The organism is Streptomyces sp. NBC_01551, assembly GCF_026339935.1.
Lineage (GTDB): Bacteria > Actinomycetota > Actinomycetes > Streptomycetales > Streptomycetaceae > Streptomyces.
Genome location: NZ_JAPEPX010000001.1, coordinates 979,486 through 992,233, shown reverse-complemented (window position 1 = coordinate 992,233; position 12,748 = coordinate 979,486). Strand labels below are relative to the sequence as shown.

Sequence of the window (12,748 nt, the reverse complement as noted above, 5' to 3'; positions counted from 1 at the left end):
CATCACCGCATGCACGTTCGGGTCTCGCTCGTCGCGGCAGCGCGTGGTACCCCGCTGCTCGCCGAGCGCTTCGACGACGACCGCCCGCTGGACGGGGCCGGCTGGCGCGCGGTGGAGTCCGCCGCGCACGGCCTGGTGCCGCTGGGCGCCGCCGAGCTGCGCTACTGCTCGCCGACCCCGCGCAGCCGGGCCACCGGCGAGGCCCTCGGGTACGCCCCGCTCGCCCAACCGGCGCTGCGCGACTGCGACATGGGGCGCTGGCGGGGGCTGACGCTGGGCGAGGTGACCGCCCGCGAACCCGGGGCGGTGGACGTCTGGCTCAGCGACCCCCTCGCCGCCCCGCACGGCGGGGAATCCCTGCTGGCCTTCATCTCCCGGATCGGCGGCTGGCTCGACACCCGGCCGGCGGACGACGGCGGCGCCATCGTGGCGGTGGCCGAGCCGGCGGTGGTCCGGGCGGCCCTGGTCTACGCGCTGAAGGCGCCCCCGCTGACGTACTGGAACGTGGACGTCCGCCCGCTCTCCACGATCACCCTGACGGGCTGGTCCGGCCGCTGGCACCTCTCTTTGCAGGCGCCGGTGTAGCCCTACCGGGGCGGGACGCTCCCCGCGTGCTCGCGCACCGCGATCCTGGCCAGCTTCGTCAGCATCATGCCGTTGCGGACGGCGACGAGGTAGTCGACCGGGAGCCCGTGCATCCGGGTGCCCGGCCCCCGCAGGGGGTGCCAGTCGAGGGTGAAGAGGGTGTTCTCGCCCCAGGGGGTCAGCCTCATGGCGATGCGGGCCGCCCCGAAGGGTTCCGCCTTCGCCTCCAGTTCCAGGCGCGTTTGCGGTTCGCAGATCCGTACGACACACGTGTCGTCGAGGGTCAGGGGGCCGACGCCGACCCGGACCCGCAGGCGCGCGCCCACCGCCGGCCAGTGCGCGTCCGCCGCGAGGACCTGCCGGGTACCCGTGACCCACTCCCCGTAGCGGTGGCCGTCGGACAGCAGGCGCCAGACCTCGGACGGCGAGCTCAGGATCAGGCGGCGGTTGCGGGCCACGCCGATCACGCTCCTTCCCGGACGGGGGGAACATTGCATAAACGTGCGGGTCTACGTATAGTCATGCCATCGAAGAGGAGGGTCCGATGGTGGTACGTGTAGCGGTGGCCGGAGCGAGCGGATACGCGGGCGGTGAGGTGCTGCGCCTGCTGCTCGCCCACCCCGAGGTGGAGATCGGCGCGCTGACCGCCAACTCCAACGCCGGGCAACTCCTCGGTTCCCTGCAGCCGCACCTCGTTCCGCTCGCGGGCCGCACCCTGGAGGCGACCACGCCCGAGGTGCTCTCCGGACATGATGTCGTGTTCCTGGCCCTGCCGCACGGCCAGTCCGCCGCCGTGGCGGCCCAGCTCGGCGAGGACGTCCTCGCCGTGGACATGGGCGCCGACCACCGGCTGAAGGACTCCGCCGACTGGGACAAGTTCTACGGCGCCCCGCACGCCGGGACCTGGCCCTACGGCCTCCCCGAGCTCCCCGGCGCCCGCGCCGCGCTGGCCGGGTCCAAGCGCGTCGCCGTCCCCGGCTGCTACCCGACCGCCGTCTCGCTCGCCCTCTTCCCGGCATACCAGGCCCAGCTCGCCGAGCCCGAGGCCGTGATCGTCGCCGCCACCGGCACCTCCGGCGCCGGCAAGGCGCTCAAGCCGCACCTGCTCGGCTCCGAGGTCATGGGCTCCATGAGCCCCTACGGCGTCGGCGGCGGCCACCGCCACATCCCGGAGATGATCCAGAACCTGAGCCCCCTGGCCGGGCAGCGCGTCTCCGTGTCCTTCACGCCCACCCTCGCGCCGATGCCCCGCGGCATCCTCGCCACCTGCTCCGCCAAGGCCCTCCCCGGCACGACGGCCGAGTCGCTCCGCGCCGCGTACGAGAAGGCGTACGCCGACGAGCCCTTCGTCCAGCTCCTCCCCGAGGGCCAGTGGCCCGCCACCTCCTCGGTCTACGGTTCCAACGCCGTTCAGGTCCAGGTCGCCCACGACGAGGCCGCCGGGCGGATCATCGCCATCAGCGCCATCGACAACCTCACCAAGGGCACCGCCGGCGGCGCGGTCCAGAGCATGAACATCGCCCTGGGGCTCCACGAGAGCCTGGGTCTTTCCACGATCGGAGTCGCACCGTGAGTGTCACGGCAGCACAGGGGTTCACGGCGGCCGGCATCGCCGCCGGAATCAAGGCGAACGGCAACCCCGACCTGGCCCTCGTGGTCAACAACGGGCCGCGACTGGCCGCCGCGGGCGTCTTCACCTCCAACCGCGTCAAGGCCGCGCCCGTCCACTGGTCCGAGCAGGTCCTGCGCGGCGGTCTCGTCAGCGCGGTGGTCCTCAACTCCGGCGGCGCCAACGCCTGCACCGGCCCCAAGGGCTTCCAGGACACCCACGCCACCGCCGAGAAGGTCGCGCAGGCCCTCGGCGGCGAGCACAACGCCGGCGAGATCGCCGTCGCCTCCACCGGCCTGATCGGCGTCCTGCTCCCCATGGACAAGCTGCTCCCCGGCATCGACACCGCGGCCGCCGCCCTCACCGCCGACGGCGGCGAGGACGCCGCGATCGCCATCAAGACCACCGACACCGTGCACAAGACGGCCACCGCCTCCCAGGACGGCTGGACCGTCGGCGGCATGGCCAAGGGCGCGGGCATGCTCGCCCCGGGCCTGGCCACCATGCTCGTCGTCCTCACCACCGACGCCGACGTGGACAGCGCCACCCTCGACCGGGCGCTGCGCTCCGCCACCCGCACCACCTTCGACCGGGTCGACTCCGACGGCTGCATGTCCACCAACGACACGGTGCTGCTGCTCGCCTCCGGCGCGTCCGGCCAGGTCCCCGCGTACGAGGCCTTCGCGGAGGCCGTACGGACGGTCTGCGACGACCTCGCCCGCCAGCTGATCGGCGACGCCGAGGGCGCCAGCAAGGACATCCGCATCGAGGTCATCGGCGCGGTCAGCGAGGACGACGCGGTCGAGGTCGGCCGCTCGATCGCCCGGAACAACCTGCTCAAGTGCGCCATCCACGGCGAGGACCCGAACTGGGGCCGGGTGCTCTCCGCCATCGGCACCACCAAGGCCGCCTTCGACCCGGACCGCCTCAATGTCGCCATCAACGGCGTCTGGGTCTGCAAGAACGGCTCGGTCGGCGAGGACCGCGACCAGGTCTCCATGAAGGACCGCGAGGTCCGCATCACGGCCGACCTGGCCGGCGGCGACGAGTCCGCCGTGATCTGGGCCAACGACCTGACCGCCGAGTACGTCCACGAGAACAGCGCGTACAGCTCATGAGCGACGAGAAGGCCGGCCAGCCCGGCACCGGCACCGCGCGCAAGCACACCGCGCTGCCCAAGGCGCAGATCCTCATCGAGGCGCTGCCCTGGCTCACCCGCCACAACGGCAAGGTCGTCGTCATCAAGTTCGGCGGCAACGCCATGATCGACGAGGAACTGAAGGCCGCCTTCGCCCAGGACGTGGTCTTCCTGCGCCAGGCCGGCCTCAAGCCGGTCGTCGTGCACGGCGGCGGCCCGCAGATCAACGCGGCCCTCGACAAGCAGGGCCTGGTCAGCGAGTTCAAGGCGGGCCTGCGGGTCACCACCCCGGAGGCCATGGACATCGTACGGATGGTCCTGGCGGGCCAGGTCCAGCGCGAGCTCGTCGGGCTGCTCAACCAGCACGGGCCGCTCGCCGTGGGCCTGACCGGCGAGGACGCGCACACCATCACCGCCACCAAGCACAGCCCGCAGATCAACGGCGAGAGCGTCGACATCGGCCGGGTCGGGGAGATCACCGCCATCGACACCGGGGCGATCGAGGCGCTGCTGGCGGACGGCCGGATCCCGGTCATCTCCTCCATCGCGCGCAGCGGCGACGACCACCACGTGTACAACGTCAACGCCGACACCGCGGCGGCGGCGCTCGCGGCCGCCCTCGGCGCCGAGACGCTGATGGTCCTCACCGACGTCGAGGGCCTCTACGCGGACTGGCCCCACAGCGACGAGGTCATCAGCCGCCTCACGGTCAGCCAGCTGGAGAAGCTGATGCCCGATCTGTCCAGCGGCATGGTGCCCAAGATGGAGGGCTGTCTGCACGCTGTTCGCAACGGGGTCAGGACGGCCAGGGTGCTCGACGGCCGGGTCCAGCACTCGATCCTGCTGGAGATCTTCACCGACGAGGGAATCGGCACGATGGTCGTGCCCGACGAGCAGGGAGGGGAACCCGCATGACCGGCAACCAGGAATACGCCGCCCGCTGGCAGGGCGCTCTGACCAACAACTACGGCACCCCCGCGCTGGCCCTCGTACGCGGCGCGGGCGCCCAGGTCTGGGACGCCGACGGCCGGCAGTACACCGACTTCGTCGGCGGCATCGCGGTCAACGCCCTCGGCCACGCGCACCCGGCGGTCGTCTCGGCCGTGACGGAGCAGATCTCCACCCTCGGCCACGTCTCCAACCTCTACGCCTCCGGGCCCGTCCTCGCCCTCGGCGAGCGGCTGCTCCAGCTCTTCGGCCGCCCGGGCCGGGTCTTCTTCTGCAACTCGGGCGCCGAGGCCGTCGAGGCCGCCTTCAAGATCGGCCGGCTGACCGGGCGGACCCACATGGTCGCGACCGACGGCGGCTTCCACGGCCGGACCATGGGCGCCCTCGCGCTCACCGGCCAGCCCGCGAAGCAGGGCCCCTTCCTGCCGCTGCCCGGCGATGTCACGCACGTCCCGTACGGAGACGTGGAGGCCCTGCGGGCCGCCGTCACCGAGGAGACGGCGCTCGTGATCATCGAGCCGATCCAGGGCGAGAACGGCGTCGTCGTCCCGCCCGCCGGCTACCTGAAGGCCGCCCGCGAGATCACCCGGGCCACCGGGACCCTGCTCGTCCTCGACGAGGTGCAGACCGGCATCGGGCGCTGCGGCCAGTGGTTCGAGCACCAGGCCCACGAGGGTGTCGACCCCGACCTCGTCACCCTCGCCAAGGGGCTCGGCGGCGGTCTGCCGGTCGGCGCCGTCGCCGCCTTCGGGCCGGCCGCCGAGCTGCTCCAGCCCGGCCAGCACGGCACCACCTTCGGCGGGAACCCGGTCGCCTGCGCCGCCGGCCTCGCCGTGATCGACACCATCGCCGCCGACGGACTGCTCGACCGGGTCAAGGCGCGGGGCGAGCGGCTGCGCTCCGGAATCGAGGCCTCCGGGAGCGCGCTCGTATCCCACGTCCGCGGTGCGGGCCTTCTGCTGGGTATCGTGCTGACCGAGCCCCTCGCACCTCAGGTGCAGCAGGCGGCTCAGGATGCCGGCTTCCTGGTCAACGCGCCCGCCCCCGACGTCGTACGGCTCATGCCCCCGTACGTCCTCACCGAGGCCGAGGCGGACGCGTTCGTCCACGCCCTGCCGGGCATCCTGGCGGCGGCCAGCGGCGCCGCCGAGAACGCTGCCAACGGGGACGGACGAACCGGGGAATGAGACGACGATGAGTCACGCGCAGGAACACGAGCAGAGCGGCCCGTCCGTCCCGCAGACCCGCACCGCCCGCCACCGCCGGATCGTGGACATCCTCAACCGGCAGCCGGTCCGCTCCCAGAGCCAGCTGGCGAAACTCCTCGCCGACGACGGGCTGAGCGTCACCCAGGCGACGCTCAGCCGGGACCTCGACGAGCTGGGCGCGGTGAAGATCCGCAACACCGGCGGCGAGCTGATCTACGCGGTACCCAGCGAGGGCGGCTTCCGCACCCCGCAGGCCCCGCTCGGCGAGTCGGCGAAGGAGGAGCGCATGCGGCGCCTCTCCGGTGAGCTGCTGATCTCGGCGGAGGCCTCCGCGAACCTCGTGGTCCTGCGCACCCCGCCGGGTGCGGCCCAGTTCCTCGCCTCCGCGATCGACCAGGCCGAACTCCGAGAGATCCTCGGCACGATCGCCGGCGACGACACGCTGATGCTGATCAGCCGTGACCCGTCGGGCGGCCAGGCCCTCGCGGACCACCTGCTGAGGCTGGCCCAGAAGGAGGGCTGACGGCCCCGCGGCCTTTGCCGACGGCCCGTCACCTCCCGCGCTCCGGCGGGCGGATATCCGGTGTACGGCCTCCGGCCGGGCGGCCTAGGCTCGGCGTGTGCATGCCTACACCCTCGCCAGTGTCGCCGTGCCCGTCACGGCCGCGCTGTACGGGCTGGCGGGCGTGCTCCGGTGCCGTACCGCGGTGCGGCGGCGGCGCGCCCTGCGCCGGTGGGCGGTCGTCCTGGCCGACCCGTACCAGGCGGTCATGGACCGCTGGTGGCCGTACGACACGACCCAGGCGGCCGCCGCGCGGCTGGTCCTCGACGGGCTCGTCACCGTCAACCACCGCGGCAACCTCAGGCCGTCCCCGGCCGCTTCGGACCCCGCCCGCATCCCCGGCCATCCCCTGCCGGAGGCCCTGCTGGCCGCCCTGCTGCGCCGGACCGCCCCCGCGACCCTCGGCAACATCGTGGAACGGGACGCGGGGTTCGAGGCGGCCCGCCGGGAGTTCCGCGCGGCCCGCCCGGCCCTCCTCAGGGTCGGCGAGCCCGCCCGTCCGGCCATGTTCGGGCTGTACCTGGTCCTGGCCGAGATGCTCTTCTGCGCCGCGGGCCTGATGTCGCTGCGGCCCGACGGCGACGCCGAATGGACGGCCGCCTGGGCTGCCTGGACCGCACTGATCGCCCAGGTGATCTGGTTCCCCGTCTACCCGCGGGCCCGCGGGGCCGGCTGGACGGCGGACGCCGACGTCGCGGAGGCCGCGCGCCTGACCCATCCGGCGCTCGCCACGCTGGAGGCCCGCGATCCGGAGGCCCTGCGGCGGCTGGGCGTGAGCCGCGTGCGCACCCGGCGCGGCCGCAACCGGGGGCGTCCGCGCCGCCGTCGGACACCCGCCGAGAGCAGCGTGCCCGCCGCTCAGTAGCGGGTGACGGCCAGCGCCCCGGACTCCGTGCCGATCGCGATGTGGGGAGCCCGGCGCGGGTCGGCCCAGCGCAGGATCGCCCGCATGGTCCGCTCCGGCACGGACACGCAGCCGGCCGTCGCGCCCTTGCCGTTGACGTGCAGGAAGATGCCCGCGCCCCGCCCGCGCACCGGGCTCTCGTAGTTGAAGCCGATGAGCAGCGCGTGCGCGTACTGCTTCTCGTACGTCACCAGGTGCTCGGCCTCGCCCGGCGCGCAGTCCGCCGGCAGCGGCTCCACCCAGCGGTTGTAGCTGCCGGACGCGTTGTCCTGGCACCACCACGAACGATCCGTCACCCGCCGGTAGTGGTACGCCGTCCCGGCCGGGGCGGACCGGATCCCGAACGCGAACGGGAGTGCGTACAGGCCGGTCGGCGTGGTGTTCGTGCCCTGGGTCCGGGTCGCGCCCTCGGTCAGCCCGTTCGCGCCGAACCGGGCCTCGGCGCTGCCCTCCGCGTACCAGTGCCCCGCGCGCCGGTCCCACCAGGTCAGGCGGCCTGTCGTGGATCCGGGTGCGGGGGCGACGGCGGTGATCAGCTGACTTCCGCCGCCGGTGTCGGCGAGCCGGGCGGGCAGCGGGCCGGTCCCCCGGGGGAGCAGGGAGGTGACGATCAGCGAGCCGGTGACAAGAGCGGTACGCAGCACATGTCAGACGGTACGGGGCACAAGGGGCAGCGGCAGCGCAGGCAGGCCGTCGAGGCTCGTTTCGATGAACTCGCGCGGTCGCGAAGTCGCCCGCGTCGGCGCTGAGCGCGGCCGGCCGGGTGTCGAAGTGCTCCAGCGGGGGTCGTCGCGGAAGGCCGCCTCGCACTCGCCGTTGGGGCGATTGCCGGCCCGGACTCCCTTCCGGTGCCGGTCAATCGCGTCGCCGCGACGCCCGGACGGTGTCCGCCGCCAGCGCGCGCAGCCCCGGGTCGCTGTCCTCCCCCAGGGTGACGGCGGCCCGCAGCGCGGCCTCGCCGCCCTGGGCCCGCAGCAGGCGGAACGCGGCCCGGCGGACGTGGACCGGCCGCTCGGGTACGGCCCGCGCCGCGAGCAGGCCGGTCGGCAGCCGGCAGGCCGCGTCGCGCAGGCTCCGGTACACCTCGCGGGTCACCGACGCCGACGGGTCGTCCAGCATCGGGAGCAGCACCCCGTCGTCGGGGGTGGCGTCCAGCAGGCGCAGTCCGGCGACGGCCGCCGCCCGCACCGCCCCGTCGGGGTGGCCCAGGAGCGCGCCCAGCAGCGGCGCGTCGGCGCGCCCGGCGCACTCGCAGAACCCGGCCACCGCGTAGGCGGAGACCCGGGCGGGGTCCTCGACGAGCTCGCGGCAGCGCGCGTACGGGTCGTCCCCGGCCTGCCTGACGAGCCAGCGCGCGCAGGCCCGTACGAGGCCCGAGCGGTCGGTGAGGTACCGCCCGGCCTCCGCGGCCCGGCCCGCCCGGCGCAGGGCGGTGACCCCGCAGGCGCGGACCATGGGGACGTGCCCGCCGAGCAGGCTGTCGATCGCCTCGTCGTCCGGCCCGTCGGCGGCCATCGCGGCCGTCGCGGCCTCGGCCCACAGCCGGCTCGTCAGGGGATCCTGCTCGCCGGCGGCCCGCCGGGCGAGTTCCCGTACGTCGAACAGCCCGGCGTCGAGCGTCAGCCGGACGGCGAACCGCCGGACCCGCAGGTCCCCGCTGCGCCGCAGCCAGGCCATGACGGTGTCGGGCACCTCGCCGGTCATGGTGAGGGCGGGTCGGGCGTCACGCCACCACCGCGCGGGGCGGGCCGGGCGCCACAGCGGGGCGAGCACCGGCTCCTCGGCGCGCAGGGCGGTCTCGAACAGCTCCAGCGCCCAGGCGCCCTGCTCGCGCCGGCCGAGGCGCAGCACGAGCGGCACGAGGTCGACCAGGGTCTGTCCGGGCCGGGCGGCGAGCGCATCGGCGAGCACCCGCCGGGCGCGCTCGCGGACCGCCGGGACCCAGTCCGCGCACCGGATGGCGACGAGCGGGAGCGGAGGGTTGCGCTCCCCGAGCGCGGCCTCGCGGATCCGGCCGTCGGGGTGGCACAGCCGCGTCTCGATCCGGTCGCCGCGCGGCGGCTCGTACGAGCGGGCGTGGACGCGCCGCACCTCCTCGTCGAAGGCGGTCCAGGCCCCGGGCAGGTCGAGCCGGCGGATCCCGCCGATCCCGAAGCGCTCGCCGCGCAGCAGCAAGCGCTCCGCCGCGTCGCGCCCGCTGTCCGTCTCCCACCGCGCCGTGGCGCCCATGTGTCCTCCCCGTATGGCCAGGCCGCCGATCGTAGGCGGCGGCCCGGATCCGCGCCTCCCATATTCGGCCTGGTCAGACGCCTCGACAGGGGGTTGATTGACGAAACATACGGAGTAGTGCATAGTTATGCCTGTCGTTCAATGCACCGTAAGGAGAAACCCGTGACCGAGCGCGTCGTACTCGCCTACTCGGGCGGCCTGGACACCTCCGTCGCCATCGGCTGGATCGCCGAGGAGACGGGCGCCGAGGTCATCGCCGTTGCCGTGGACGTCGGCCAGGGCGGCGAGGACCTGGACGTCATCCGCAAGCGCGCGCTCGCCTGCGGTGCCGTCGAGGCCGAGGTCGCGGACGCCAAGGACGAGTTCGCCAACGAGTACTGCCTCCCGGCGATCAAGGCGAACGCCCTCTACATGGACCGCTATCCGCTGGTCTCGGCCCTGTCCCGGCCGACCATCGTCAAGCACCTGGTGGCCGCCGCGAACAAGCACGGCGCCTCGATCGTGGCCCACGGCTGCACCGGCAAGGGCAACGACCAGGTCCGCTTCGAGGCCGGCATCGCCGCCCTCGGCCCCGACCTCAAGTGCATCGCCCCGGTCCGCGACTACGCGATGACCCGTGACAAGGCGATCGCCTTCTGCGAGGCCAAGAACCTCCCGATCGCGACCACCAAGAAGTCCCCGTACTCCATCGACCAGAACGTCTTCGGGCGCGCCGTCGAGACGGGCTTCCTGGAGGACATCTGGAACGCGCCGATCGAGGACATCTACGAGTACACCTCGAACCCCGCCGAGGCCCGCGAGGCCGACGAGGTCGTCATCTCCTTCAAGGAGGGCGTCCCGGTCGCCATCGACGGCAAGCCCGTCACCGTGCTCCAGGCCATCCAGCAGCTCAACGAGCGCGCCGGCGCCCAGGGCATCGGCCGGATCGACATGGTCGAGGACCGTCTCGTCGGCATCAAGTCCCGCGAGGTGTACGAGGCGCCTGGCGCGATCGCGCTGATCACCGCCCACCAGGAGCTGGAGAACGTCACCGTCGAGCGCGAGCTGGCCCGCTACAAGCGGCAGGTCGAGCAGCGCTGGGGCGAGATGGTCTACGACGGCCTGTGGTTCTCCCCGCTCAAGCGCGCCCTGGACGGCTTCATCAACGAGGCCAACCAGCACGTCACCGGCGACATCCGGATGACCCTGCACGGCGGCCGCGCCGTCGTCACCGGTCGCAAGTCCGACGAGTCGCTCTACGACTTCAACCTCGCGACCTACGACTCGGGCGACACCTTCGACCAGTCCAAGGCGCAGGGCTTCATCGAGATCTTCGGCCTGTCCTCGAAGATCGCGGCGCGGCGCGACCTCGCCTGACCGACCAGCAGTACGTGACCGCCTCCCCGTTTCCTCCGCGGCGGGGAGGCTGTTTCACATCCAGAAGCAGCCGTACAGGCCATGCAGTCTTGAGGAGCAGTAGCTGTGAGCAGCAACAACGGTGGTGACGTCCGGCTCTGGGGCGGCCGGTTCGCCGACGGCCCTTCGGAGGCGCTGGCCCTGCTGTCCGCGTCCGTCCACTTCGACTGGCGCCTCGCCCCCTACGACATCGCCGGCTCCCGCGCCCACGCCCGGGTGCTCGCCAAGGCGGGCCTGCTCACGGCCGACGAGCTCGACCGCATGATCGCGGGCCTCGACCGGCTCGAAGCGGACGTGGCCGACGGCTCCTTCACGGGCACCATCGCCGACGAGGACGTGCACACCGCCCTGGAGCGCGGCCTGCTGGAGCGGCTCGGCGCCGACCTCGGCGGCAAGCTGCGCGCCGGCCGGTCCCGCAACGACCAGGTCGCCACCCTCTTCCGGATGTACCTGCGCGACCACGCCCGGATCATCGGCGGCCTGATCGCCGACCTCCAGGACGCGCTGGTCCACCTCGCCGACACGCACGCCGACGTGGCCATGCCGGGCCGGACCCACCTCCAGCACGCGCAGCCCGTGCTCTTCGCCCACCACGTACTGGCCCACGTACAGGCGCTGTCCCGGGACGCGGAGCGGCTGCGGCAGTGGGACACCCGGACCGCGGTCTCCCCGTACGGTTCGGGGGCGCTGGCCGGCTCCTCGCTGGGCCTGGACCCGGAGGCGGTCGCCGCCGACCTGGGCTTCGAGCGCGGCTCGGTCGGCAACTCGATCGACGGCACGGCCTCCCGCGACTTCGTCGCCGAGTTCGCCTTCATCACCGCGATGATCGGGATCAACCTGTCCCGGATCGCGGAGGAGATCATCATCTGGAACACGAAGGAGTTCTCCTTCGTGACCCTGCACGACGCCTTCTCGACCGGGTCGTCGATCATGCCGCAGAAGAAGAACCCGGACATCGCGGAGCTGGCGCGCGGCAAGTCGGGCCGCCTCATCGGCAACCTGACGGGTCTGCTGGCCACGCTGAAGGCGCTGCCGCTGGCCTACAACCGGGACCTCCAGGAGGACAAGGAGCCGGTCTTCGACTCCTGCGACACCCTCGAAGTGCTGCTCCCGGCCTTCACCGGCATGATGGCGACCCTCACGGTGAACCGGCAGCGGATGGAAGAGCTGGCTCCGGCGGGCTTCTCCCTCGCGACCGACATCGCGGAGTGGCTGGTCAAGCAGGGCGTGCCGTTCCGCGTCGCGCACGAGGTGGCCGGCGAGTGCGTCAAGGAGTGCGAGGCGCTCGGCATCGAGCTCGACGAGCTCACCGACGAGCAGTTCGCGAAGATCTCCGAGCACCTGACCCCGGAGGTCCGCACGGTCCTCAACGTGCCCGGGGCGCTGGCCTCCCGCAAGGGCCGCGGCGGCACCGCCCCGTCGGCGGTGGCGCTCCAGCTCACCGAGCTGAAGGCCGACCTGGTGATCCAGCACGCCTGGGCCAAGCACAAGCAGTAGCGGTCACCCGTCACGCGTGAAGGGGCGGTGGGAGCCACACGGTTCCCACCGCCCCTTCGTCGTGCGGGTGATCGGCGGACGACGCGGGCGCTACGCCGCCCACGCGGCCAGGGCGTCGAAGTCGGCCCGGACCAGGCCGATCCGCTCGTCGATGCGCAGGAGCAGGGTGTGCGCCGGGTGGCGCTGGTCGACGTACTCGCGGTCCATGGCCGTGATGTCGTCGTCGATCCACGCGAACGGGCGCCCGGCCGCGTACTCCAGGACGTACTGGGTCTTCCAGAACGTGCCGCGCGGCGCCCGGCCGTGCATCTGCGGCCAGTCGATGAACGGGAGTCTCGGCAGGCCCAGGTGCGGGCCTATCCAGTCGTTGGCCTCGTCCTTCCAGGTCGTCGCCCAGACCAGTTCGTACGCGTCCGCCAGCGCGAGGAGCTCCGCGCCGTGGCCGGGATTCAGCCAGACCCGCAGCGGCTTGGCGCTCTCGGCCTCCGTCCAGCCCGTGGGGCGCATCCGGTGGGTGAGGTAGCCCTCCGGGCGGCGCTGCGGCTTGGCGGCGTAGGGGTTCAGGGGGCCGTCCACGTCGATCAGGAGCAGGGGCTTCGGGGTCGGGTGCGTCATCTCGATCATGCTTCCGTTCCGGGCGCCCGGGGGCACCCCCATTATCGAATGAGACATG

At 73.1% G+C, this 12,748-nt stretch carries 13 protein-coding genes; 9 read left to right on the top strand and 4 right to left on the bottom strand.

What is annotated here, in order from left to right; translation table 11 throughout:
- The first annotated feature begins 9 nt into the window (after positions 1-9).
- A complete protein-coding gene (locus OG982_RS04325) occupies positions 10-585 on the top strand; it encodes a histidine phosphatase family protein (protein WP_266789565.1) in 576 nt (191 codons plus the stop codon).
- Between the two features lie 2 nt (positions 586-587).
- Here OG982_RS04325 and OG982_RS04320 read toward each other — a convergent pair whose 3' ends face one another.
- Positions 588-1,043 carry an SRPBCC family protein gene (locus OG982_RS04320; protein ID WP_266789567.1) on the bottom strand — a complete coding sequence of 152 codons (456 nt, stop codon included), beginning with the start codon at positions 1,041-1,043 and terminating at the stop codon, positions 588-590.
- Positions 1,044-1,129: 86 nt separating this feature from the next.
- Between OG982_RS04320 and argC the strand changes: the two genes are divergently transcribed.
- The 6 genes from argC (at position 1,130) to OG982_RS04290 (ending at position 6,915) form a co-directional block, all read left to right on the top strand.
- Complete coding sequence (argC, locus tag OG982_RS04315) at positions 1,130-2,158, top strand: N-acetyl-gamma-glutamyl-phosphate reductase (protein WP_266947946.1); 1,029 nt, start codon at positions 1,130-1,132, stop codon at positions 2,156-2,158.
- Positions 2,155-3,312, top strand: coding sequence for a bifunctional glutamate N-acetyltransferase/amino-acid acetyltransferase ArgJ (argJ, locus tag OG982_RS04310; protein ID WP_266947945.1), 1,158 nt, complete (start codon positions 2,155-2,157; stop codon positions 3,310-3,312). The genes argC and argJ overlap by 4 nt, the downstream gene beginning before the upstream one ends.
- Entirely contained in the window at positions 3,309-4,247 is a 939-nt protein-coding gene (gene argB / locus OG982_RS04305; RefSeq protein ID WP_266789573.1) for an acetylglutamate kinase, read from the top strand. The genes argJ and argB overlap by 4 nt, the downstream gene beginning before the upstream one ends.
- The gene (locus OG982_RS04300; RefSeq protein WP_266947944.1) at positions 4,244-5,467 is read left to right on the top strand and encodes an acetylornithine transaminase; all 1,224 of its coding nucleotides are present in this window, start codon (positions 4,244-4,246) and stop codon (positions 5,465-5,467) included. Before argB ends, OG982_RS04300 begins: the two co-directional genes overlap by 4 nt.
- A 7-nt stretch (positions 5,468-5,474) precedes the next feature.
- Positions 5,475-6,011, top strand: a complete 537-nt coding sequence (locus OG982_RS04295) for an arginine repressor (protein ID WP_266789577.1) — start codon at positions 5,475-5,477, stop codon at positions 6,009-6,011.
- 97 nt (positions 6,012-6,108) lie between these two features.
- Positions 6,109-6,915, top strand: a complete 807-nt coding sequence (locus tag OG982_RS04290) for a hypothetical protein (protein WP_266789578.1) — start codon at positions 6,109-6,111, stop codon at positions 6,913-6,915.
- On the opposite strand, the gene OG982_RS04285 is transcribed toward OG982_RS04290, so the two are convergent.
- Together OG982_RS04285 and OG982_RS04280 are read right to left on the bottom strand one after the other, a co-directional pair.
- Positions 6,909-7,568 carry a L,D-transpeptidase gene (locus OG982_RS04285; RefSeq protein ID WP_266792228.1) on the bottom strand — a complete coding sequence of 220 codons (660 nt, stop codon included), beginning with the start codon at positions 7,566-7,568 and terminating at the stop codon, positions 6,909-6,911. The two genes, OG982_RS04290 and OG982_RS04285, sit on opposite strands and share 7 nt — an antisense overlap.
- Before the next feature lie 241 nt (positions 7,569-7,809).
- A complete protein-coding gene (locus OG982_RS04280; RefSeq protein ID WP_266789579.1) occupies positions 7,810-9,183 on the bottom strand; it encodes a hypothetical protein in 1,374 nt (457 codons plus the stop codon).
- A 162-nt stretch (positions 9,184-9,345) separates the two neighbouring features.
- On the opposite strand from OG982_RS04280, the gene OG982_RS04275 reads away from it, so the two are divergent.
- Both OG982_RS04275 and argH read left to right on the top strand, forming a co-directional pair.
- The gene (locus tag OG982_RS04275; RefSeq protein ID WP_037797237.1) at positions 9,346-10,539 is read left to right on the top strand and encodes an argininosuccinate synthase; all 1,194 of its coding nucleotides are present in this window, start codon (positions 9,346-9,348) and stop codon (positions 10,537-10,539) included.
- 105 nt (positions 10,540-10,644) lie between these two features.
- Positions 10,645-12,075, top strand: a complete 1,431-nt coding sequence (gene argH, locus OG982_RS04270; protein WP_266789581.1) for an argininosuccinate lyase — start codon at positions 10,645-10,647, stop codon at positions 12,073-12,075.
- Between the two features lie 90 nt (positions 12,076-12,165).
- Here the strand turns inward: argH and OG982_RS04265 are convergent, their stop codons facing one another.
- The gene (locus tag OG982_RS04265) at positions 12,166-12,690 is read right to left on the bottom strand and encodes an HAD domain-containing protein (protein ID WP_266792230.1); all 525 of its coding nucleotides are present in this window, start codon (positions 12,688-12,690) and stop codon (positions 12,166-12,168) included.
- Between the last annotated feature and the right edge of the window lie 58 nt (positions 12,691-12,748).